Annotated in this window: 25 protein-coding genes and 1 pseudogene; 10 read left to right on the forward strand and 16 right to left on the reverse strand. The window is 60.3% G+C overall.

The window, feature by feature from the left end; genetic code table 11:
- Positions 1-541: 541 nt before the first annotated feature.
- Positions 542-1,243, reverse strand: coding sequence for a haloacid dehalogenase type II (locus ACN5AZ_RS16700; RefSeq protein WP_419430045.1), 702 nt, complete (start codon positions 1,241-1,243; stop codon positions 542-544).
- Positions 1,244-1,312: 69 nt separating this feature from the next.
- Between ACN5AZ_RS16700 and trhA the strand changes: the two genes are divergently transcribed.
- Both trhA and ACN5AZ_RS16710 read left to right on the forward strand, forming a co-directional pair.
- Entirely contained in the window at positions 1,313-2,137 is an 825-nt protein-coding gene (gene trhA / locus ACN5AZ_RS16705; protein ID WP_419430098.1) for a PAQR family membrane homeostasis protein TrhA, read from the forward strand.
- Positions 2,138-2,384: 247 nt separating this feature from the next.
- Positions 2,385-2,909, forward strand: a complete 525-nt coding sequence (locus tag ACN5AZ_RS16710) for an EF-hand domain-containing protein (protein WP_419430046.1) — start codon at positions 2,385-2,387, stop codon at positions 2,907-2,909.
- Positions 2,910-3,177: 268 nt separating this feature from the next.
- Here the strand turns inward: ACN5AZ_RS16710 and ACN5AZ_RS16715 are convergent.
- A pseudogene (locus ACN5AZ_RS16715) lies at positions 3,178-3,962 on the reverse strand (IS3 family transposase).
- Between the two features lie 187 nt (positions 3,963-4,149).
- Here ACN5AZ_RS16715 and ACN5AZ_RS16720 point away from each other — a divergent pair.
- Positions 4,150-4,530: a GFA family protein gene (locus tag ACN5AZ_RS16720; RefSeq protein ID WP_419430047.1), complete on the forward strand. Its 381-nt coding sequence runs from the start codon at positions 4,150-4,152 to the stop codon at positions 4,528-4,530.
- 54 nt (positions 4,531-4,584) lie between these two features.
- Here the strand turns inward: ACN5AZ_RS16720 and ACN5AZ_RS16725 are convergent, their stop codons facing one another.
- From ACN5AZ_RS16725 to ACN5AZ_RS16740, 4 genes are all read right to left on the reverse strand, one after another.
- On the reverse strand, positions 4,585-5,376 hold the full coding sequence (locus tag ACN5AZ_RS16725; protein ID WP_419430048.1) for an inositol monophosphatase family protein: 792 nt from the start codon (positions 5,374-5,376) through the stop codon (positions 4,585-4,587).
- Between the two features lie 113 nt (positions 5,377-5,489).
- Positions 5,490-5,807: a hypothetical protein gene (locus ACN5AZ_RS16730; protein ID WP_419430049.1), complete on the reverse strand. Its 318-nt coding sequence runs from the start codon at positions 5,805-5,807 to the stop codon at positions 5,490-5,492.
- A 348-nt stretch (positions 5,808-6,155) separates the two neighbouring features.
- Positions 6,156-6,554, reverse strand: a complete 399-nt coding sequence (locus ACN5AZ_RS16735; protein WP_419430050.1) for a hypothetical protein — start codon at positions 6,552-6,554, stop codon at positions 6,156-6,158.
- On the reverse strand, positions 6,547-7,755 hold the full coding sequence (locus tag ACN5AZ_RS16740; protein WP_419430051.1) for a pyridoxal phosphate-dependent aminotransferase: 1,209 nt from the start codon (positions 7,753-7,755) through the stop codon (positions 6,547-6,549). The genes ACN5AZ_RS16735 and ACN5AZ_RS16740 overlap by 8 nt, the downstream gene beginning before the upstream one ends.
- 88 nt (positions 7,756-7,843) lie before the next feature.
- On the opposite strand from ACN5AZ_RS16740, the gene ACN5AZ_RS16745 reads away from it, so the two are divergent.
- The 3 genes from ACN5AZ_RS16745 (at position 7,844) to ACN5AZ_RS16755 (ending at position 9,143) form a co-directional block, all read left to right on the forward strand.
- The gene (locus ACN5AZ_RS16745) at positions 7,844-8,242 is read left to right on the forward strand and encodes a helix-turn-helix domain-containing protein (protein ID WP_419430052.1); all 399 of its coding nucleotides are present in this window, start codon (positions 7,844-7,846) and stop codon (positions 8,240-8,242) included.
- A gap of 41 nt (positions 8,243-8,283) precedes the next feature.
- Complete coding sequence (locus ACN5AZ_RS16750) at positions 8,284-8,505, forward strand: succinate dehydrogenase assembly factor 2 (protein WP_419430099.1); 222 nt, start codon at positions 8,284-8,286, stop codon at positions 8,503-8,505.
- 140 nt (positions 8,506-8,645) lie between these two features.
- Positions 8,646-9,143 carry a MarR family winged helix-turn-helix transcriptional regulator gene (locus tag ACN5AZ_RS16755; protein WP_419430053.1) on the forward strand — a complete coding sequence of 166 codons (498 nt, stop codon included), beginning with the start codon at positions 8,646-8,648 and terminating at the stop codon, positions 9,141-9,143.
- A 117-nt stretch (positions 9,144-9,260) separates the two neighbouring features.
- On the opposite strand, the gene ACN5AZ_RS16760 is transcribed toward ACN5AZ_RS16755, so the two are convergent.
- From ACN5AZ_RS16760 to ACN5AZ_RS16775, 4 genes are read right to left on the reverse strand one after another with little or no spacing between them, the layout of a single operon-like run.
- Positions 9,261-9,902: a DUF1194 domain-containing protein gene (locus ACN5AZ_RS16760; protein WP_419430054.1), complete on the reverse strand. Its 642-nt coding sequence runs from the start codon at positions 9,900-9,902 to the stop codon at positions 9,261-9,263.
- A gap of 23 nt (positions 9,903-9,925) precedes the next feature.
- Entirely contained in the window at positions 9,926-10,360 is a 435-nt protein-coding gene (locus ACN5AZ_RS16765; protein ID WP_419430055.1) for a VOC family protein, read from the reverse strand.
- A 34-nt stretch (positions 10,361-10,394) separates the two neighbouring features.
- Positions 10,395-11,774, reverse strand: a complete 1,380-nt coding sequence (locus tag ACN5AZ_RS16770) for a hypothetical protein (protein ID WP_419430056.1) — start codon at positions 11,772-11,774, stop codon at positions 10,395-10,397.
- Positions 11,758-12,837 carry a hypothetical protein gene (locus ACN5AZ_RS16775; RefSeq protein ID WP_419430057.1) on the reverse strand — a complete coding sequence of 360 codons (1,080 nt, stop codon included), beginning with the start codon at positions 12,835-12,837 and terminating at the stop codon, positions 11,758-11,760. The genes ACN5AZ_RS16770 and ACN5AZ_RS16775 overlap by 17 nt, the downstream gene beginning before the upstream one ends.
- 208 nt (positions 12,838-13,045) lie before the next feature.
- Between ACN5AZ_RS16775 and ACN5AZ_RS16780 the strand changes: the two genes are divergently transcribed.
- The 3 genes from ACN5AZ_RS16780 to parE all read left to right on the forward strand — a co-directional run bounded on the left by ACN5AZ_RS16780 (position 13,046) and on the right by parE (position 16,532).
- Positions 13,046-13,942 (forward strand): thymidylate synthase, encoded by an 897-nt coding sequence (locus tag ACN5AZ_RS16780; RefSeq protein ID WP_419430058.1) that lies wholly within the window; start codon positions 13,046-13,048, stop codon positions 13,940-13,942.
- A gap of 12 nt (positions 13,943-13,954) precedes the next feature.
- Positions 13,955-14,431 carry a dihydrofolate reductase gene (locus ACN5AZ_RS16785; protein ID WP_419430059.1) on the forward strand — a complete coding sequence of 159 codons (477 nt, stop codon included), beginning with the start codon at positions 13,955-13,957 and terminating at the stop codon, positions 14,429-14,431.
- Between the two features lie 142 nt (positions 14,432-14,573).
- A complete protein-coding gene (gene parE / locus ACN5AZ_RS16790; RefSeq protein ID WP_419430060.1) occupies positions 14,574-16,532 on the forward strand; it encodes a DNA topoisomerase IV subunit B in 1,959 nt (652 codons plus the stop codon).
- Between the two features lie 46 nt (positions 16,533-16,578).
- On the opposite strand, the gene ACN5AZ_RS16795 is transcribed toward parE, so the two are convergent.
- The 5 genes from ACN5AZ_RS16795 to ACN5AZ_RS16815 are packed head-to-tail and all read right to left on the reverse strand — an operon-like array spanning position 16,579 to position 18,950.
- The gene (locus ACN5AZ_RS16795; protein ID WP_419430061.1) at positions 16,579-17,349 is read right to left on the reverse strand and encodes an SDR family NAD(P)-dependent oxidoreductase; all 771 of its coding nucleotides are present in this window, start codon (positions 17,347-17,349) and stop codon (positions 16,579-16,581) included.
- 12 nt (positions 17,350-17,361) lie between these two features.
- Positions 17,362-17,676, reverse strand: coding sequence for a hypothetical protein (locus tag ACN5AZ_RS16800; RefSeq protein ID WP_419430062.1), 315 nt, complete (start codon positions 17,674-17,676; stop codon positions 17,362-17,364).
- On the reverse strand, positions 17,654-17,917 hold the full coding sequence (locus tag ACN5AZ_RS16805) for a hypothetical protein (protein WP_419430063.1): 264 nt from the start codon (positions 17,915-17,917) through the stop codon (positions 17,654-17,656). Before ACN5AZ_RS16805 ends, ACN5AZ_RS16800 begins: the two co-directional genes overlap by 23 nt.
- A 21-nt stretch (positions 17,918-17,938) precedes the next feature.
- Positions 17,939-18,793: a zinc-binding alcohol dehydrogenase family protein gene (locus ACN5AZ_RS16810; protein ID WP_419430064.1), complete on the reverse strand. Its 855-nt coding sequence runs from the start codon at positions 18,791-18,793 to the stop codon at positions 17,939-17,941.
- Positions 18,756-18,950 (reverse strand): hypothetical protein, encoded by a 195-nt coding sequence (locus tag ACN5AZ_RS16815; RefSeq protein WP_419430065.1) that lies wholly within the window; start codon positions 18,948-18,950, stop codon positions 18,756-18,758. The genes ACN5AZ_RS16810 and ACN5AZ_RS16815 overlap by 38 nt, the downstream gene beginning before the upstream one ends.
- Positions 18,951-19,057: 107 nt before the next feature.
- Between ACN5AZ_RS16815 and ACN5AZ_RS16820 the strand changes: the two genes are divergently transcribed.
- The gene (locus ACN5AZ_RS16820) at positions 19,058-19,960 is read left to right on the forward strand and encodes a LysR substrate-binding domain-containing protein (RefSeq protein ID WP_419430066.1); all 903 of its coding nucleotides are present in this window, start codon (positions 19,058-19,060) and stop codon (positions 19,958-19,960) included.
- Here the strand turns inward: ACN5AZ_RS16820 and ACN5AZ_RS16825 are convergent.
- Positions 19,911-20,435, reverse strand: a complete 525-nt coding sequence (locus ACN5AZ_RS16825) for a TetR/AcrR family transcriptional regulator (RefSeq protein WP_419430067.1) — start codon at positions 20,433-20,435, stop codon at positions 19,911-19,913. The genes ACN5AZ_RS16820 and ACN5AZ_RS16825 overlap by 50 nt on opposite strands.
- Positions 20,436-20,443 lie beyond the last annotated feature (8 nt).

Raw genomic sequence — 20,443 nt, forward strand, 5'->3', positions numbered from 1 at the left:
GTTGCGCCTCCTGCCGCGGTCCCATCATCGCCGATCCTCCCAATCTCTTCAGGAATTGAAGCAGCCGACGGCCCTTCGATCAAGCACGAGCTTTTCAACAAAATACGCCCATGCCTGTTCATCACTACGGTTCGGCAGCATGAGCCCGGATGAATGTCCGCGCGCTGGTTGAAGCAAGCGTTCGTTCGGACGTGCAGCAAACGATCGGAATTGGCCCTCACGTGTGATCACCTTGATACATGGCGATGCCGTTGGAAGGGGGAATCCACCCCATCAGTTCTTTGTGACAATTAACAGGCAGAAAGCGACCTGTGCCAATTCCCTGCAGTTGTGCCAAGATAGCGCATGACCACATCCGACCTCGTAATATCTATTGCATCCGTCGTGTTGAGTGGCGCAACCATTGCGTATATCTCTTATCTCGCAGTACCAGCGGGGGGATCTGCCGCATGACCCAGAACGGTCGCGCTGATCCATAGCGAATGCTTCTCGTCACCTCAGCGATAAAGCAGCGTAAGTGGCGAGATGGGATTGTTCCCATTTAGCTGGCTGAGAAATTTGCTGAGATAATCTGGTCTGCAAGGTCAACGAGCTCAGCTGAGGAAAAGTCAGGCTTTGGCACTTCCGGGATGTTCAGCACGCTGTTGTGCGGTCGGACGATGAAGGCACCCTGACACCCGGCGGCTTGGGCACCGATGATGTCCCAGATGTGGCAGGCGACCATGCACATATCCGATGTACCGACGTCCATTTTGTCCGCCACAAATTGGTAGGTCGCCCGGTGGGGTTTGAACTTGCCCACATCGGCGACGCTGAAATGACCGTCAAAGAGCGACGCGATCCCGGCCTTTTCCAGCGGCGTGGGTGACGGTGATGGTGCGGAATTGGTGAGCGTGACGAGTTTGAAGCCAGCTTCGCGCAGACGGGTTAGCGCGGGCTTCACTTCCGGATGCGCCGGCATGGAGCCGATGAGCGATTTCAGCTCGGCCACGTCGTCTTCACTCACGGCAACGCGCCTGTTCTCGGCCACCATGCGCAGCACGCCTCCGGCCAGATCACCAAAGGGCGTATAAAGGCCGGACAGCGTGATCGTCTGCGAATACAAGATCAGTTCGGCAAACCATTCCCGCAGCACGTTCGCATTGCCAAACAGACGCTGGAACAAAGGCTCAAGCGTGGCGATGTCCAGCAGTGTTTCGTTGACGTCAAAAACGAGTGTCGAAACAGGGTTGCGTTTAGGCATAGCGTGGGCTCTTCCTTTTTACATTCACGGATCGGCCCTATCTGGCCCAGGATCATAACTGGCTTGGCTGTGGCGTTGTTCCCTAACAGCGCCTATTCAATGCGTCGTGCCGCATGGCTGCGCAGTCGGATGTCGGCAAAAGCAAAGGAGCGGTTATCTGTCACAGCGCCGCCATTTGCGGGTTCGCGCGAATGGACATTCCGTTTACCTGGATGTAGCGCCGGAAAAACTTTTGGCCGGAAAAAGATGACGGAACAGACATATCCAAGCCCCGTGCTATCGCACCGCCGTGCCGACCTTGCCGTCCACGCCATTGGACTTTTGGCAATCCTTACGGCTGGCGGAGTGCTTGTCTACAAATCCGTGCTCAACCTTGACCCCACATTGGCTTTGGCGGTCGTGATTTACGTGCTTTGCGCACTGGCGTCCAATTTGGCATCTGTCGCCTATCACTTTTCCACGTGGCATAACCGACGCAAACTATTGCGGCGCATTGATCATGCCGCGATCTACCCCAGTATTACGGGCACTTTTACACCCCTGTTCGTATTGGCAGGCACTTCATGGACGATGGCCTTACTGTGGATTTGTTGGGGTCTGACAGCCTTGGCTGCCTGGAACAAAATCACGAATGAAACTGTAAAGTCACGATGGTCAACCGCATCCTACCTTGGGTTGGGCGGAATGGGGTTATGTGCCCTGCCGGACTACACGGATTTCCCTATTGCGACCTTATGGTGCGTTTTGGCGGGGGCCGCCGCCTATGCCATTGGAACGGTGTTTTACGCACGAAAATCTATGCCTTACCGGTATGCCGTTTGGCACCAATGGGTGAATATCGGCGGAACATTGATGTTCGCTGGCATATGGGTGGCATTGGCCACGCAATGGTAGATTTGAATTTTAGGAAGGGCTCCTTCCCAACCGCTGAAAGTGCTGTGGTGACCCCCCGTTCCTGAAGATGTCTTCGGCTGACGTCTCTCGAGGTTGACCGCTCGGGTCCGGTGCTGAGCCTTTAAGGGATATGGCGCATCTTCGGCGAACCATCGCTGTCAGACAGTTCAGCGGTATAGCGACGGAAACCAGACGGTGGTTCGTTCGTTATATGTCGAATGAAACGACCAATCACAGGAAGCTCCTTATGTCGATTTCTCCCTTGAAAGGCGCCCTATACGGCCTGATGTTTGCGCTAAGCGCCGGCGTTGCGTCAGGCGCGGCCGCGCAGCAAACGCCTCCCGCTCAATCGGATGCATTGGCCGATGGCCCACGCGTTCCCGGCCCCTACGGCCCGCTCAGCGCGTCCGACGCAAATCGGGACGGTCAGGTGACCTATGCCGAAATGGAGAATTTCGTGGCGATGGGTCCGGAGCGTCAGGTCGGCATGGTTGCGTATTTCGACAAATACGACAGTGACGCCGATGGTGAACTCAATGCAGACGAGCTTGCAGAAGTTGACCCGCCTTACGCGTTTGACGGCAGCGATCTTGACGCGGATGGTGTCGTTACGCGCGAAGAGGTCGAGGAATACGTATCCGAGCGTCTCTATCGGCAGATGAGCCTGTTGGACTTTTTCGAACTTGTCGATACCGACGACAGTAAAATCGTGACCGAAGACGAGATGATTGCAGCCCAAGACGAAGGTTTGTTGCCGGTCGAGGATATTTAAGGTCGATTGATCGACCGTAAGCGTTGCATCTGATCCATAACGTGGAATTCATCTCAGATGAACGTTGCCCCAGATATTGGCGCTTAGCGCCAATATCCGACGGCCATTCCGGGACCCTTTGGCCCTTTCCAGATAATTCATATGGCACCGCGCCGCTGCAATGCAGCCTGCAACCGGCGGACATCTAAAAACGTGTCGATACAGGACGATAACGCTCACAAGGAGCAATCTCCTTACGACACGCTTTTTTCGAGATCATTATCGGTTCTCAAAAGGCGCTTGCATGAATTAGCCCTCGCTGATGGACCTGTCGCGGTTTGATGCCCCTCCTTTGACAGCATTTACTGCAACAATGGAGACTGACTATGGGACTGAAACGGACGGACGCATTCCGGCAAGATGCGGTGCGTTTCGGATTGTAGAACATTTCGATGCAGTCGAACACATCCTGCCTTGCTTCTGCACGTGTGCGGTATGTCCGCCGCCGGATCCGCTCGCGCTTGAGCAGGTTGAAGAGGCTCTCTGCAACGGCAGTATCATGGCAGTTCCCTCGCCTGCTCATCGAATGTTCCGGTTTGTGGGCGCGTAGGAACGCAGCCCAACCCTTACTGGTGAACTGGCTGCCCTGATCCGAGTGGATCAGGACCTTATCGCGGGGCTTTCGACGCCAGATCGCCATCAAGAGAGCTTGCAGAACCACATCGGTGGTCTGCCTGCTGTGCATCGACCAACCTACGTCCCTTCTGGAATAAAGGTCGATGACAACAGCCAGATAGGCGAAGCCTTCATGGGTCCGGATAGAGGTGATGTCTGTCACCCAGACACTGTCTGCCGCAGCGACGTCACACGCAGCAGCGCGCGCTTCAGCCTGCGGATCTCGGCGTCCTTCTCGGTGTCGCCTGACACTGCCTTCGCAAACTTGCGCATCCACGCATACAGAGAATGCGTGCTGACACCCAACCGGTCTGACACTTCCTTCACCCGATAGCCTCGCCCAGTAATTTGCGCGACCGCATCTCGCTTGAAATCGCCTGTGAAATTCCCTGTGCCCATCATGGTCTCCTTGCCTCAAAGTTGGCGTAGAAGGCGTCCACAATACACGGGGCTATTCAGTCCCATTACCGGACATTTTTCCAACCATGCGTCGCCGCGCCGCAGCTTCACAGAGACTGGAAAAAGCTTGCGCAGAAGTCACACGACGGGTTTAGCTTTGTCAGTGCAACTTAAAGGAGCGCTTGGCATGTCAGACCTGCCCAGTACCCCGCTGACGGCCACCTGCCATTGCGGGGCCGTCGCGCTGGAGGTGCGTCTGATCGATGGGCCCAATGCGCCGCGCAAATGCGATTGTTCTTACTGTAGGCGCCGCCCCGCAGCGGTGGTGTCAGCCCCGCTGGACGGGGTGCGCGTGATCAAGGGGGCGGACCATCTCAGCGAATACACCTGGGGCACCCATACGGCGCGGCATTATTTCTGCAAGACTTGCGGCATCTACATGTACCACCGCCGCCGGTCGAACCCGAACGAATTCGGCGTGAACCTGTATTGCATCGACGGGATGGAGCCGAAGGCCTTTGAACCGGTGCATTGGAACGACGGGGTCAATCACCCGTCGGACACGTAAAAGGGCGGGGAAGATCCCCGCCCTACGTGAGCCACCGCGCCGTGCGCAAAGTACTTATTCCGAACGCAGCACCTTGGCAAAGCTCGAGAAGATATCATTGTTGGCCGCAAGGATGGTGTTGGTCTCGAAGGGGTCCTGATCCTCGCGGACACCTTCGACAATGGCGCCGGCCTCTTTGGCGATCAGGTAGCCCGCGGCAAAGTCATACAGGCCCAGCTCACGCTCCCAGTAGCCGTCGTAACGCCCTGCGGCCACATACGCCAAATCAAGCGACGCGGCCCCCATACGGCGCACACCGGCGCATTCCGGCATCAGCTTGGCCAGATCCTTCAGCGTGGCGGGCAAGGTGCGTTTCGCACCAAACGGCACGCCGGTGGCAAAAAGCGCCTCGAACATGCGGCGACGGCCGGACACCCGCAGGCGTTTGCTGTCGTTCAGCCACGCGCCCGAACCGCGCTCGGCGTAGAACATCTCGTCCTTGGCAGCGTCATAGACCACGCCGGACACGATCTGGCCCTTGTGTTCCAGAGCGATGGAGATCGCCCAATGCGGCAGACCGTGCAGGAAGTTGGTCGTGCCATCCAGCGGATCGACAATCCAGCGGCGGGTCGGGTCCTCACCCGCGATCTCGCCGGTTTCCTCACCCAGCCAGCCGTAGGTCGGCCGCGCGCCCATCAGCTCTTCTTTGAGGATCGCCTCGGAGGCCAGATCGGCGCGGCTGACGAAATCGCCTGCGCCCTTGACGGAGACCTGCAGGTTTTCCACCTCGCGGAAGTCCTTGACCAGCGACCGCCCCGCCTTGCGCGCCGCCTTCATCATGATGTTGAGATTCGCGCTGCCTTGCATGGGCCTGCCTCCAGACGACATAAAGAAATCAGGCCGCGCCTATACGCGGCCTGACGGCAATTGCCAAGGGTTGATGCCGGTTTGTCGCAAAACCGGCCCCTATTCGCAACCAATCAGCGGTAAACAACGCCCTTTTCACCCACCGGAGCGTAGGCGCGGGGGGCCGGTGTGGCCGCTCGGTGCACGACTTTCTTGTGAACCTTGCCGGGGCGATTCACATACGCGCCTGCATTCGGGGTGCCACAGCAAACCACGCCGCCCATCATCACCGGCTGCAAGCCTGCGGGGCAGTAGTTCGGCGCATCATAGGCGTGCATCAGCGCATTGGAATTGGGATTGTTGGTGGCGTCGCCCATGTACATGTCGCCCCATGCAAAGGCCGCGCTGCCCGAGAGCGCAAATGCGGTCACAGCCGCGGAAAAAAGTCTCATGTTGTCCCCCATGGTGACTGGTTACGAATAATCGCAGAAATCGCTCTGGAGGCTACCACCCCCTGTGGGCAAGTCAAATTTTAACTGTCTTTCCAGCGGAGATCGCGAGAATTGTTTCCGAATACGGGCCAATCTGACGATTGTTTCCGGCTCGCCTACGTATCCCCGGCGCGCAAGGCGCGGATGGCAGCGGGGGACAGGGGGAAGAATCGCGGGCGATCGGGGACAGTCTTGGTATCGCCCTCTGTGTCAGAGGGGGTCGGCATGGGGTTGGCTCCTGTTGCGGTTGTAATACCAACCGGCCAGGCCCCAAGCCGTTCCGATAAATTGCCGCAACGCGGCGTGAGGTCAGGATTTCATGACCCGATCTGCCTTTTTGCGCACCAGAACACTGCGCAAATCGTGCATCGCCAGCAAAAGATCATCTGTGATCTCTTCCAACTGATCGTCCGTGGCCTTGGACTGCACCCATTGCGTGGTGGTGTTGAGATAGTCCACCGCGCGATGGATGTCGTCGATGTCACGCATCGCCAACAACGCCTTGCGCTGCCCCATCCAGCGCCGGATCTCTGCCAGATCCGTATCGCTGAGCGTCTCGTCCCCCTGCGGCTTGATCTCATTGCGGTTGAGATTGACGATGGCGATCTGTTCCATCTCGATCCGGCGCTGACGGTTTTCCGTATCGACCCGAAAAACCAAAGCGCCGTTTTCGCGGACGCGGAAGTAGTAGCTGGGCAAATCAGCCATGGTGCAGCCCCTCGCAGAATGTTTTGATACGGGCGCAGGCCTCGGCCAGCACCGCTTCGCTTTCAGCGTAGCTGACGCGGAAATAGGGGGACAGGCCAAAGGCCGCGCCAAAGACAACCGCCACGCCCTGCTCTTCCAGCAGCGCGGTGCAGAAATCCTCGTCCGTGGCGATGATTTTGCCGCCGGAAGACACCGCACCGATACAGCCCGCCACCGATGGGTAGACGTAGAATGCCCCCTCGGGCACCGCGCAAGTGATGCCGGGGCAGGCATTCAGCCCCGCCACCACCAAATCACGGCGTGCAGAAAAGGCCGCACAGCGTTCGGACAGGTAGTCCTGTGGGCCATTGAGCGCCTCGACCGCAGCCCATTGGCTGATCGACGACGGGTTTGTGGTGGACTGGCCCTGGATCTTGCGCATGGCGGCGATCAGATGCTCGGGGCCACCGGCGTAGCCGATGCGCCAGCCGGTCATGGCATAGGCCTTGGACACGCCATTCACCGTCAGGGTCCGGTCGTACAGACGCGGCTCCACCTGCGCGGGCGTGACAAAGCGGAACCCGTCAAACGCAAGGTGTTCGTACATATCATCGGACATGATCCAGACGTGGTCATGACGCAGCAGCACGTCGGTCAACGCCTTCAGCTCAGCCTCGGTGTAGCCGGCACCTGTCGGGTTCGAGGGCGAGTTGAAGATAAACCACTTGGTCGCGGGGGTGATCGCGGCCTCCAACGCCTCTGGGGTGATTTTGAACCCGCGCGCCTCTTCGCCTTCGACGATGACCGGCGTCCCCTGCCCCAGCCGCACGATATCGGGGTAGCTGACCCAATAGGGCGCGGGAATGATCACCTCGTCGCCCGGGTTCAGTGTTGCCATCAACGCGTTGTACAACACCTGTTTGCCGCCGGTGCTGACACTGATCTGTGAAGGCTGATAGCTCAGCCCGTTCTCGCGGGCGAATTTGTCGCAAATCGCCTGCTTCAGCTCGGGGATGCCATCGGGGGGAGTGTATTTCGTTTTCCCCGCCTCGATTGCCGCAATCGCCGCAGCCTTGATGTTGTCAGGCGTGTCAAAGTCGGGCTCACCGGCACCCAGACTGATGATATCGCGCCCCTTGGCCTGCAGCTCTCGGGCCAATTGCGTCACCGCCACGGTGGGGCTTGGCTTTACGGCCGCGAGTGTATCGGACAAGAAGGGCATGGGATCTCCATCGGTTTGTGTTCCGGCACGGCCTGTCTTAGGCTTCACCCCAACCCCGTTCAAGCGGCAACGCAAGGGAGAGAGACGAATGGCAAACGATACGACCGACTGGTACAGCGCCGAAGTCGCAACATTAGGCGACAGGCTGGCTGCTGCGCGCGACGCACAAGGCATGACGCAGGAGGCCCTTGCCAAACGGCTGGGCCTGAAGGTCAAGACCGTCCAGACGTGGGAGAATGATCTGGCCGAGCCGCGCGCCAACCGGCTGCAGATGCTTGCGGGCATTCTGAACGTGTCGATGATGTGGCTGATCAATGGCGAAGGCGAAGGGGTCACCGCGCCCGAAGACGGCGCCTTATCCGCCGATGTCAGCGCGCTGTTCCTTGAACTGCGCACCCTGCGCGCCCAGATCGTGCAAAAGGCCGACAAGATGGCCCAGATCGAAAAGCGCCTGCGCGCGAAACTGAAAGAGGAAGGCCAACTGTGAGCCAGACCGAGCCCCGCGACATCCGTCTGAAACGTCTGAACATGCGGTCCATGCGCCGCGGCACCAAAGAGATGGACATCATCCTGATCCGCTATGCCGAGGCACGTCTTGCCGCCATGGATGACGCAGGGCTCGACGCCTACGAGGCGCTCTTGGACGAGAACGACCAGGATCTGTACCAGTGGATTTCCGGGCAGACAGCCGCGCCCGAACAGCACGCGCCGCTGGTTGCAGACATCACATCGGTCGCCGCCAACGGTTGATCGCGCGCGCTTTGCCATAAGGTTTCGGCAAGTTTCTAGCGAAAGTATATCCAATTTTCGCGGGTTTCAGCGTGGTTTAACCCTATGTTCGGCTTTATCCGCGAAAGCTTCCGCCCATCGTAACAGGCGGAGAAACGGATATGAGCATACATTCAGCCATGAACCAAAGCTCGGACCAGAGCTTCATGGCCAATTATCTCGACGCGCTCAGCTTGGTGGAACGGCTCCACCGTCTTTTGCTGGATGTGATCAAGGATGAATTTGAACGGCTGGGCATCATCGATGTGAATGCGGTGCAGGCCCTGCTGCTGTTCAACATCGGCGACAACGAGGTCACGGCAGGTGAGCTTAAGACGCGCGGCTACTATCAGGGGTCGAACGTCAGCTATAACCTGAAAAAACTGGTCGAGATGGGCTATATGCACCATCAGCGCTGCGAAATCGACCGACGGTCGGTGCGCGTGCGTCTGACCCAGCGCGGACGCGAGATCCGCGATATCGTGACCGATCTGTTTGGTCGCCACGCAGAGGGGCTTCAGGGGCGCAACGTCCTGTCCTCTGACGGCATCGACGACATCACCGGCGCGCTGCGCCGCGTGGAACGCTACTGGACGGATCAGATCCGTTACATCTACTAAGCCCCGCGCCATTGGTTGCGCATAGGCCAGAATGGCCGGGCTTCCCTACTTTACAGGCCAATGGTTGCACCGCAACACGGGGCCTCTTTCCAGACATTTGCGAAGTGACTGCACGGCTTAGGGTGACAGCTGCCCGATGACCTGCGCGCGGATTTCACGATACAGCTTTCGGGCCATCGTGTCCTCGAACTCTTCAAAGCCGTAGGCGATTTCCACAAACGCGCCTGGGCCGCGAATGACTTCCATCTCATAATACTCAAGGACCGACGGGTCCGCCCCCAGCACCACCAGCCCGTTCACTGTCACCCCGTCAAAGGGGAAATGACGATAGGCATGTTGCGGGCCGAACCCATCGTTGGTCATACCGTCGCCGGAAACATCGATGACCTTGCGCTCGCATTGCGGGGCCGCCTGGAACAGACCTGCCCCGAACCCCAGCGCATAGCCCAAAGCCGTCGGAAACCTGCGGTAGCTGCGCTCTTGCTGCCGCAAATGGGTGGCGACCTGCGCCACGCCAGCGCGATCCTCCAGCATGGTCCAATCCTGAACAATCACCGATTGATTGCGGCCGCTCCATTCGTAAATGGCCAGCGCGATTGGGCCGTCTTGCGTGATGGCCTCGACCACATCAGGCGACTCCAGCGCGGCGGCCAAGCCATCACGCTGAAGCGCATATTCCAGACCGTCCACCGACGACGACACGTCCAACGCCAGTATCAGCGCAAGCTTACACGCCTGCGCGGAACCGGGCAGCAGCATCGCCGCCAGACAGGCGGCTGCCCTTACCAATGGCCTGTGTTTTCCATGCTGGCCCAGGGTTCTTGCGGAGCCAGCGCCTCCCCCTCTTGCAGCAGTTCCACCGACACGTTGTCGGGCGAGCGGACAAAGGCCATATGCCCATCGCGCGGCGGACGGTTGATCACAACGCCCGCATCCTGCAGCTTTTGGCACATCTCGTAGATGTCGGGCACGGTGTAGGCGAGGTGGCCGAAATGGCGCGAATCCGACGGCAGGGCGTCGTCACCATCCCAGTTGTAGGTCAGCTCGACATCGTGGTGGCCATCCGCCTGATCCGGCGGGCACAGGAACACCAGCGTGAACCGCCCCTGCTCGCTTTCCTTGCGATTGCGCTCGACCAAACCCAGAAGTTTGTAAAATTCGATGGATTTATCCAGATCCTTCACACGGACCATGGTGTGCAGATATTTGATGCCCATAAGGCGCCTCCCGCGACCGGGGACAGGCCCACGGTCAGAAAATCGATTTCACTCCGATCCGCACATCGGTGGTGCGGCTCTCGTAGAGGTTATAATTGGAGCTTCGGTCCTCGAAGGAAACCCCGATTTCAGGCGCAAAACCGTAATAATCGAATTGCGGCAACAGAAGGTCCAGATCGACCCTGCGCGCGCGATCCTTGCGCGCAGGCCCGTCAGGCGTGCCGCCCCAAGGATCGTCGTAGTTGTAGACACCATAGGCAAGCGTCAGTTTTGGCAGCACACCAACAACGGGCCGCCGCAGGCCATAGCTGAGCGACAGGCGACCATCGCGCCGGCCCACACTGGACGCCGCAGACAACGTTTCGCCCACGCTCAGACGCAGAGCCAATTGGCCGGGACCAAAGCCATGGCCCAACGACACCGCCGCGTCCCTGCGGTCTGCATCCCCCGTCGCGCTATCATGCCGGCGCACGGCCTCGGCGCCAATGCCCAGACCCAGCGTGGCGTCGCCCAAGGCTTGCTCCAGACCCAGATCCAGCCGAGTTACATCAGCCAGCAACTCGGCCGCGTGCCAATGCCGATAGACGCCGATTTGGGCGCGGTACAGCCTGTCGGCATTCCGCGACCTTCGATCAAGGCCAAAGGTCAAGCCTGCAGCGTGGCGACGAAAATCAAGGTTTTCCGCGCCATCCACCTTACTCCCGCTGTCCGACGGGTCTGCGTCGGAGGCCATCGCCAGAAGGCCGATTTGCAACCGCGACACAGGGTCAATCTGCACCGTCCGGCGCGCCCCCACGGAAGCCCCGTAACGCAACCCCGAGACCGGCGCTGTGACACGCACATAGCCCGTCGCGACTTCCTGAACCTCGGTTGGCGCATTGTTCAGATTGTCCGAAGGTGCGGCATAGGCATCAATGGCAAACCGCCATGGCGTCTTGGCCCGCGCATCGCGGAAATCCTGAACCGCCTCGGCCCTTAGCCCGTCCTCGGGGGCAAGCTGTGCGGCGCGGCGCAACCAAAGCTGGGCCGCCGTGCCCTGCCCCACCTCGCTGCGCAAACGCCCCATCAGCCGCGCGGCAAAATAGCGTTCAGTCGCATCGTCCGAGACGCTCCACAGCGCCTGCGCGGTATCTATGGCGGCATCCGGCTGACCCAAGGCGTTCAAGGCCTGCGCGCGCACAAACAATGCGGTTGTATCATCCGGCGCGCCCAGCAAAACGCCCTTGGCAAAGGTCAGCGCATGCTCGGGCCTACCGGATTGAAGCGCCGTGACCGACGCCGCGCGCGCCTCGGACAGGCTGAGCCGGACCTCTTCGGCCGTTGCGGATCCTGCAGCCAAACCGATGGCCCCCGCCAAACAGGCACAGCCTAGCGCATAGGCTGCGGCCCATCCGTGCTTAGCGACGCGCCACAAAGGTGCCGACTTCTTGGATGTTGTCTGCGGTCAGGATGATCGTCTGGCCGGTGCTCTCATCGATGCCGACCGCGCCCTGCCCTTCAACCAAAAGAACACCGGCGACTTCCTCGCCGTTCGGGCCTGCAAAAACACCGGACCAATCGCCCGACGTGATCTGGCGGCTGCCTTCGGCATCTGCAGGCACACCTGTCGCGCCCGGATCGGACAATGCGCCATTGGCCACAATCGCCGCGCTGCCCGACGCGCTGCTGATCGTCCAATCGTCGAAATCGATCGCCCCATCTGTCAGCGAGATATATTCCTGATCCCGTCCGCCGACGGACGTGTCAGTCGTAAAGAGCGTATTGCCGTTGGTGTCATAGAAGACGCGGTCCTGAACGACACCACTGACCTCTCCGCGCCCGTCGAAGTCGTCAGTGTCAACGTCTAGCCGTATGGTCCCTGACACATATTGCACCACCGTATCGGCAGCGTCATCGACGATGGTGCGGACCGCCGCGTATTCACCGTTGAATTGATAGGAGTTCTGCGATGACGGCAGCGCCCCATCACCTGCCAGTCGCTGCGCGCCTGCCCCTGTCGGCCCAAAGGTAATATAGCGGTCCGTCGCCGACGCGCCGACCTGCGCGTAGCCGGACTCGCTGCGGCGAAACAGAGCGTAATAGGTCGTCGACCCGTTCGAAGCGGTATAGGCGTCAAAACTGCTGTTGGTGGCCAGCGCGCTGCTGTCCGAGGCAAATGCGTTGCGGGTATAGCTGTTGTCGCCGTCAAACGGCAGACCGTCGATCACCACCTCGCCGGTGGCGGTGTCAAAGCCGATGTTGCTGACGTTGCCATTGTACTGGTTTGGATCGACGGTTTCGTCCGTGTCCGTCGTGCCATCGTCGGCGTCATCCTCACAGCCGGTGTCTTCGGACACCAAAGGCTGATCACATTCGCCGATGCCCACGGTATCCGTGCTGCGCAGAACATCCGCGCCATCGCTGTCAGAACCGCCACTGCTGGACGCACACGCGCCAAGCGCGCCCGTCAGCGCGAGCGCTGCGAAAATACGTTTCATGATGACTGCCTCAGGTCTTGCCTATTATTTTGCAAACACGATGTTGCGCAAAGCTGGAAAAGTCAATTGAGCGTGCAGATTGTGGCCCGATGTGCGACACATTTGCCCCAGAAACTGCCTTGGCTCGGCCTATTTGCATTCAGCCGTCAGCGCGGTACACCCTGTGCGACCCCCTCTGGGGACCAACACACCGCCAGCGGAGCCGGACATGCGTCACGCCGAATACCAGTATCTCGACCTGATGGAACAGGTCCTGACAAAGGGCGACGCCCGCATGGACCGCACAGGCGTCGGCACCAAGTCAATTTTCGGCGCGATGCTGCGGTTTGATCTGTCTGACGGCCACGCCCCGATCCTGACAACGAAACGCGTCTACTGGAAACCAGCGGTCAAAGAGATGCTGTGGTTCCTGACCGGCAACACGAACATCCAGCCCCTTTTGCGCGAAAACGTGCGGATCTGGTCGGACTGGCCGCTGGACAAATATCGCCGCGCCACCGGCGAGGACATAAGTCAGGACGCCTTTGAACAGAGGATCGTTGAAGACGACGCTTTTGCCGCGCGGTGGGGGGATCTGGGACCTGTTTACGGCAAACAGTGGCGGCGCTGGCAAGGGGCCGATGGCCGCGAGCACGACCAAATCGCAACGCTGGTCAAGACGCTACGCGAAACACCGGCCAGCCGCCGGATGCTGTTTCACGGCTGGAACGTGCCGGAACTGGGGGATATGGCGCTGCCGCCCTGCCATATGGTTTATCAGTATCACGTCACATCGGACGGGCGGCTGAACTGCCTGTTGTTTCAACGCTCTGTCGATCTTCTGCTGGGGGCGCCGTTCAATTTCACCGGCGCCGCAGCACTACAGTTGATGCTGGCCCAGCAGGCGGATCTGACGCCGGGCGAACTGGTCTGGGTGGGCGGCGACACCCATTTGTACAGCAACCATTTCGACCAAGCCCGGCTGCAGATGTCCCGGGACCCGCGCCCCTTCCCGAAGATGTCGCTGACCCGCAAGGCGGCGAGCATTGATGACTACAGGTTCGAGGATTTCTCGGTCGAGGGCTATGACCCCCATCCCCCGATCAAAGCCGATGTGGCAGTTTAAAGGCCCAGCACCATGATCACGCTTATCGCCGCCCACGACCGCAACCGCGCCATCGGCAAGGACGGGGACATTCCGTGGCACATCCCAGAGGACCTTGCGCTGTTCAAACGCGAAACCCTTGGTGGTGCGATTATCATGGGGCGCAAGACGTGGGAATCGCTCCCCTTCAAGCCGCTGAAAAACCGGCTGAACATTGTCGTCTCACGCGATCCAAGCCTGCATGAACATGTCGTAGGCTCGATTGATGACGCCATAGCGCTGGCACGGGCCGAAGGGTATTTCCGCCTCTACGGCATTGGCGGCCAAGGCATCTACGAGGCAATGTTGCCCTTGGCCGACCGGCTTTTGCTGACCCATGTGGACACGGCCGTGGACGGGGCCGACGCGTATTTCCCCGAGATCGGCGCAGGTTGGCAGACGCGGGCCGCGCTGGATCTAACGGCCAGCGACATTCCGGCGAAAGCTGTGGAACTGCTGCGCGACCGCTAAGCCGCCCGAGGAAAAAGCAGCTTTAGATTGCGGGGCCACATCTGTTGTGGACAACCCGCGCAATCCGTTGTCCCCACCTTTGGCTTCTGCCATACTGACCGCCAAGCATCAGAACAAACCGAGCACACGCGCAGGACACCCTATGGCCGACGACCTTCTCCAGCCCGCCAACGAGCCTTCTTATGACGCCTCCTCGATCGAGGTGCTCGAAGGGCTGGAACCGGTGCGCAAGCGCCCCGGGATGTATATCGGTGGCACCGATGAACGCGCGCTGCACCACATGGTGGCAGAGATCCTCGACAACTCTATGGACGAGGCCGTCGCAGGCCACGCCAACCGGATCGAAATCACGCTATATGCGGACTACTCGGTCGAAATCCGCGACAACGGGCGCGGCATCCCGATTGATCCGCACCCGAAATTCCCCGACAAATCCGCGCTGGAGGTGATCCTGTGCACCCTGCATGCGGGCGGTAAATTCTCTGGCGATGCCTATGAGACCTCCGGCGGTCTGCACGGTGTTGGCGCATCCGTGGTAAACGCGCTGTCGGACATTATGGTCGTGCAAGTGGCCAAGAATAAGGAACTGTACGAACAGCGGTTTTCCCGCGGCATTCCGCAAGGACCGGTGGAACAGATCGGTGCCGCCCCGAACCGGCGCGGCACTGCGGTGACCTTTCACGCGGATGAACAGATCTTTGGCTCGCACCGGTTCAAACCCGCGCGCCTGTTCAAAATGGTCCGCTCCAAGGCCTATCTGTTCTCCGGCGTCGAAATCCGTTGGAAGTCCGAAATCGACGACAAGGAAACCCCGACAGAGGCGACATTCCACTTTCCCGGTGGTCTGGCGGATTACCTGACAGAGACGCTGGGCAAATCCACCACCTATGCCGACCGCCCGTTTGCCGGTGTCGTGGACTTCAAGGAACGGTTCAACACACCGGGCAAAGTCGAATGGGCGATCAACTGGACCCCGTCGCGTGACGGCTTCATCCAGTCCTACTGTAACACCGTCCCCACCCCCGAGGGCGGCACACACGAAGCCGGTTTTTGGGCCGCGATCCTCAAAGGCGTGCGCGCCTATGGTGAATTGGTGAACAACAAAAAGGCCGCGCAGATCAACCGCGACGACCTGATCACGGGCGGCTGTGCACTGGTGTCGTGTTTTATCCGCGAGCCCGAGTTTGTCGGCCAGACCAAGGACCGCCTCGCCACGGTCGAGGCGCAAAGACTGGTCGAAAACGCCGTGCGTGACCACTTTGACAACTGGCTGGCGTCGGACACGAAATCCGCCGGGGCGATCCTCGACTTTCTGATCCTGCGCGCCGAGGAACGCCTGCGCCGCCGTCAGGAAAAGGAAACCGCGCGCAAATCGGCCACCAAAAAGCTGCGCCTGCCCGGCAAACTGACGGACTGTACCGCCAAATCCCGCGAGGGGACCGAGCTGTTCATCGTCGAGGGCGACTCGGCCGGTGGCTCCGCGAAAGGCGCGCGTTTCCGCGAAACGCAAGCGCTGCTGCCGCTCAAGGGTAAGATCCTGAACGTACTGGGGGCGGCGTCCAATAAACTCAGCTCCAACGCCGAGATCCGCGACCTGTGCGAGGCCTTGGGCGTGCAGCTGGGCACCAAGTTCAACCTTGATGACCTGCGTTATGAAAAAATCATCATCATGACCGACGCGGACGTCGACGGCGCCCATATCGCGTCGCTGTTGATGACATTTTTCTTTACCCAAATGCGCCCGCTGATTGATGGCGGCCACCTGTATCTGGCTTGCCCGCCGCTGTACCGTCTGACCCAAGGGGCCAAGCGCCTGTATGTGCCCGACGATGCCGCCAAGGAGGCCGCCATGGCCAAAGGTCTGGGCGGCAAGGGTAAAATCGACGTGCAGCGCTTTAAGGGTCTGGGCGAGATGGACGCCAAGGATCTTAAAGAAACCACAATGGACCCCGCCACCCGTACCCTGATCCGCGTCACCATCGACGAGGACGAACCGGGCGAAACCGGTGATCTTGTGGAACGGCTGATGGGCAAAAAGCCCGAGCTGCGCTTTCAGTACATTCAGGAAAACGCGCGCTTCGTCGAAGAGTTGGACGTGTAATCCTGTCGCCTACGAGGGCCAGCCCGACTGGCCCGCGCAAGATTTGTCATACCGCGTCAACCATCGCGTCGATGACCTCTGCCACTTCAGCGGCCATGGCCTCGCGGTAGCGATTTCCGAACCGGCCTGCGTCATTGTCGAAGTAACGCCCGGACGCCTGCGCAAACTCATCCGACAGCGCGGCCCGCATCAGAATATCGACCCCGATGTTAAGGTCATTGCCAGAGGTGCCGAAGCCCTCGCGCACCATCCGCGTCGCAAGAAGCGAGCCGGGATTGACGGCAATCTGCGCCGGCGCATCAGGGGAGGTGTCCGCGAAATGCTGGCTCCAGAGTGTGATGGCCAGCTTGCTTTGGGCATAGGCGGGCATATCCTGTAGCGGCGCGCGCCCTTGCAACGCCTTCAGATTCACAGGCGACTGTGCCGCCGACGACAGATGGATCACGCGCGCATCCGCCGACATGACCGGCATCAGCCGCCGCGTCAGCAGCACGTCCGCCAGAGTATTCACCACAAAACGAACATCGTGACCCTCGGCGGTCCGCAGGTTCTGGGTTTTGAACACGCCCGCGTTGTTGATCAAAACGTCGATGCGGGGGTGATCGACCATGATCTGTTCGGCCATACGTGCCACGGCTGTCAGGTCCGACAGATCCGCCCGCACCTGACCTGCGGCACCGATGGCGGCCGCCGTGTCCTGCAGTTTTTGCGCGTTGCGCCCGTGGATGATGACGCGATGACCATCAGCGGCCAGTTTCTGTGCAGTCGCCCGCCCCAGCCCGTCCGTCGCACCGGTGATAAGGATCGTCTTGGTCATGGGAATGCCCTTTTAGCTGAAGGCAGGCAAGATATCTTTTGCCAGCGATTTCAATGCCTCTTCGATAGAACGCTGATTAAACCGAAGGTTCAGCGCCACGTGGTTCACCCCGATCTCTTCGAGAAGGGCCAGATATGTTTTCAGCCAACGCCGCCCCGTGCGCACGCCCAAATGTATCGGCTCGGAGCCTGCGTCGGGATTGTCCGACAAGTCGATATACAGCGGCTGCAACACCGGTTTGTCGGGTTCCCCCGCCTGCATCAATCGTTGCCGCCAGTCTTCCAAAACGCGGGGGGCCAGGCTTTCACCGGGACGCGGGTAGGTCATACAGCTGCCCCGCATCGCCAAAGCTTGGCACGTCAAAGGGCACATCGCGCAGCCATACCGCGCCAAAGCCCAGATCCTCGGCCAGTTTGACACGTTCCAGATGGCCCGCCATGTCAGGGCGACTGCTGTTGTCATAGCGCGCGACCGGCAACACCAGCCCAAGGCTGAGCCTGAACGGTTTAAACGTCGCATTGTAGCCCCGGTTCAACTGCGGGAAGCTCGTGCGTTGATCGCCGCGCATGATGGTTTCCCCTTTCGACCTTCAGGCCGACAAGCCCGGCAGAACCTGCTTGCCGATCAGGCGTCCGCTTTCCTGACGCTGGTGTGCGGCAGTCAGGGTTTCCGGTGTCAAAACCTCCGCCCGTTCGGTCACGGTGGATTGCAGAACACCACGGTCCAGTATTTCGGCCACGCGGTTCAGCAGGTCACGCTGTGCGGTGATATCCGCTGTTTCGAACATCGACCGTGTGAACATGAATTCCCACGACATGGTCAGCGCCTTTGGCTTGGCGATCGAAATATCCAGCCCCTGCGGATCGTCGATCAACGCGATATGCCCGCGCGGCGCGATCAGCTCGACGATGGCCGCCCAATGCTGGTCCGTAGCTGTCAGGGCCGCGACATAGTCCGGCGCAATGGCCAGATCGCGCAGCTGTGCTGAAATATCGCCACGGTGATCCACCACGTGATCGGCACCCATCTTGCGCACCCAATCCTGCGTTTCCGGCCGCGAGGCGGTGGCGATGACCGTCAGATCGGTCAGCTGTTTGGCGAGCTGGATCAGGATGGACCCCACGCCGCCCGCGCCACCGATAACCAGCAGCGCATTGCCCGCGCCGGTGCCTTCTTGCAGACGGAAGCTGTCGAACAGCATCTCCCATGCCGTGATGGCGGTCAGCGGCACAGCGGCGGCATCGACAAAATCGAGGCTGCTCGGTTTGCGGCCTACGATACGCGCGTCGACCGCCTGAAACTCTGCATTCGATCCGGCGCGGGTCACATCCCCGGCATAGAACACCTCGTCACCGATGGCATAATCCGTCACCTCCGCGCCAAGCTCCACCACGACACCAGCGGCATTAAAAGCCCAAAATGCCGTGACCGCCTGCAGGCGCACGGACCGCGCGCAGCTTTGTATCGACCGGATTGACCGACACCCCCTTGACCGCGACCAAAACATCCTGCGGACCCAGATCGGGGCGCGTTGCCTCGAACGCGACCAAAGCGCCTTCACCGTCCACCGGTCCCGCCTGAGTGTAGCCAATTGCCTTCATTGCTGTGATCCTTCGATTGCCTTGCGCCAAACATACCCCTTTGGTTTTGAAGAAAAACGGCGCATATACGGTTTTAGAATTCGGAATTCCGATATAGTGGGGCCGGCATGGACACGGACAACCTGCGGCTATTTGTGGCCGCCGCAGAGCGGCTGAATATTTCGGCGGCGGGCCGCAGTCTCGGGCTCGCCCCTGCGATGGCCAGCGCCAGACTGGCCAAGCTGGAACACGAACTGGGGGCCGAGCTACTGCACCGCACCACGCGCAAGGTGTCCCTGTCCGAAGAGGGCGCTGCGTTTCTGCCTTACGCGCGCGAAATCCTTGCCCAGTCCGAGGCCGCCCGCGCAGCGCTGGGTCTGAATGCCGCCCTGCCGTCAGGGACGTTGCGCTTTGCCGCGCCAAGCAGCTTTGCCCAGTTGCACATCATGCCGCTCTTGCCGGATTTTCACGCGCAATATCCGCAAATTACGCTGGATTTGCGGCTGTCCGACACACGGTTTGACCTGATCGAAGGCAGCTATGATCTGGCCCTGCGCAATGCCCCACTGAAGGACAGCAGCCTGCGCGGGCGCAAGCTGGCCGATGACACCCGCATCTTGTGTGCCTCGCCCGACTACCTCGCGCAGCACGGCCAGCCTTCCCGCCCCGAAGAGCTGACCGAGCATCACCTGTTGTCCTGGGCCAGTGCAGCACCGCGCGATCTGGTTAATTCCGACGGGGCGCGCGTGACCCTAGACCCGAGGCAGACGAAATGCCGCGTCATCCTTGACGATGGCACGTCGCAGCGCATTGCCACGCTGGCAGGCGCGGGCGTGTCGATCAACTCGCGTTGGAGCGTGGCACATGATCTGGCTGCGGGCCGTCTGGTGCACGTTCTACCGGACTGGCAGCTCGATGACGCGTCCGTGCTGTGGTTGATCTACCCGAGATCCAACGTGCTGACGCCCAAAGTGCGCTGTTTCATGGATTTTCTGCTCGCAAACCTCGACCCAAACGCTTGGCAGCCGTGACGGAAGCACGCCCGTGCAGCGGCCACGTCTGCATCACGCCCTCCATCAGCAACAACAGGTCGATGCCGCGCCCCTCGGCCCCGGTCACAGCGACCGCCTTAAGCGAGACCTCCGCCTTGTGCCGGTCGAGCAAAGCCCGCAGGGCGCTATTGCCGGGATCTGCCGCAACAGCGGAATGAAACAGACAGCCATGGGTGGTCTCGGCCTCCATCCAGTCGCCCACTCGATCCAACATCGCATCCAGCACTGTGGCAGGGTCGGACGGCAGAGCGTCGAACAGATGCGTCAGATACCGTTGGTGGCGATGTTCGAGCGCCATCAACACCATATCCGCCCGCGACGGCGCATATTTGTACAAGGTGCGCAGGCTGACCCCCGCCGCATCCCGCAGGGTTTCAACGTTCGGCGTGGCGAACCCGTGGGCGGCAAAGCCCGCCTCGAGCCCTGCTGCGATTTTCTGCTGTGTTTCGGTCATGCTTGACG

The sequence above is a fragment of the Sagittula sp. SSi028 genome, from assembly GCF_048553715.1.
Classification (GTDB): domain Bacteria; phylum Pseudomonadota; class Alphaproteobacteria; order Rhodobacterales; family Rhodobacteraceae; genus Sagittula.

Coding starts and splice junctions, on each gene's coding strand:
- ACN5AZ_RS16700 (WP_419430045.1), bottom strand. CDS start 1,243: ATGCCTAAACGCAACCCTGTTTCGACACTCGTTTTTGACGTCAACGAA.
- ACN5AZ_RS16710 (WP_419430046.1), top strand. CDS start 2,385: ATGTCGATTTCTCCCTTGAAAGGCGCCCTATACGGCCTGATGTTTGCG.
- ACN5AZ_RS16720 (WP_419430047.1), top strand. CDS start 4,150: ATGTCAGACCTGCCCAGTACCCCGCTGACGGCCACCTGCCATTGCGGG.
- ACN5AZ_RS16725 (WP_419430048.1), bottom strand. CDS start 5,376: ATGCAAGGCAGCGCGAATCTCAACATCATGATGAAGGCGGCGCGCAAG.
- ACN5AZ_RS16730 (WP_419430049.1), bottom strand. CDS start 5,807: ATGAGACTTTTTTCCGCGGCTGTGACCGCATTTGCGCTCTCGGGCAGC.
- ACN5AZ_RS16735 (WP_419430050.1), bottom strand. CDS start 6,554: ATGGCTGATTTGCCCAGCTACTACTTCCGCGTCCGCGAAAACGGCGCT.
- ACN5AZ_RS16740 (WP_419430051.1), bottom strand. CDS start 7,755: ATGCCCTTCTTGTCCGATACACTCGCGGCCGTAAAGCCAAGCCCCACC.
- ACN5AZ_RS16745 (WP_419430052.1), top strand. CDS start 7,844: ATGGCAAACGATACGACCGACTGGTACAGCGCCGAAGTCGCAACATTA.
- ACN5AZ_RS16750 (WP_419430099.1), top strand. CDS start 8,284: ATGCGGTCCATGCGCCGCGGCACCAAAGAGATGGACATCATCCTGATC.
- ACN5AZ_RS16755 (WP_419430053.1), top strand. CDS start 8,646: ATGAGCATACATTCAGCCATGAACCAAAGCTCGGACCAGAGCTTCATG.
- ACN5AZ_RS16760 (WP_419430054.1), bottom strand. CDS start 9,902: ATGCTGCTGCCCGGTTCCGCGCAGGCGTGTAAGCTTGCGCTGATACTG.
- ACN5AZ_RS16765 (WP_419430055.1), bottom strand. CDS start 10,360: ATGGGCATCAAATATCTGCACACCATGGTCCGTGTGAAGGATCTGGAT.
- ACN5AZ_RS16775 (WP_419430057.1), bottom strand. CDS start 12,837: ATGAAACGTATTTTCGCAGCGCTCGCGCTGACGGGCGCGCTTGGCGCG.
- ACN5AZ_RS16780 (WP_419430058.1), top strand. CDS start 13,046: ATGCGTCACGCCGAATACCAGTATCTCGACCTGATGGAACAGGTCCTG.
- ACN5AZ_RS16785 (WP_419430059.1), top strand. CDS start 13,955: ATGATCACGCTTATCGCCGCCCACGACCGCAACCGCGCCATCGGCAAG.
- parE (WP_419430060.1), top strand. CDS start 14,574: ATGGCCGACGACCTTCTCCAGCCCGCCAACGAGCCTTCTTATGACGCC.
- ACN5AZ_RS16795 (WP_419430061.1), bottom strand. CDS start 17,349: ATGACCAAGACGATCCTTATCACCGGTGCGACGGACGGGCTGGGGCGG.
- ACN5AZ_RS16800 (WP_419430062.1), bottom strand. CDS start 17,676: ATGACCTACCCGCGTCCCGGTGAAAGCCTGGCCCCCCGCGTTTTGGAA.
- ACN5AZ_RS16805 (WP_419430063.1), bottom strand. CDS start 17,917: ATGCGCGGCGATCAACGCACGAGCTTCCCGCAGTTGAACCGGGGCTAC.
- ACN5AZ_RS16815 (WP_419430065.1), bottom strand. CDS start 18,950: ATGAAGGCAATTGGCTACACTCAGGCGGGACCGGTGGACGGTGAAGGC.
- ACN5AZ_RS16820 (WP_419430066.1), top strand. CDS start 19,058: ATGGACACGGACAACCTGCGGCTATTTGTGGCCGCCGCAGAGCGGCTG.
- ACN5AZ_RS16825 (WP_419430067.1), bottom strand. CDS start 20,435: ATGACCGAAACACAGCAGAAAATCGCAGCAGGGCTCGAGGCGGGCTTT.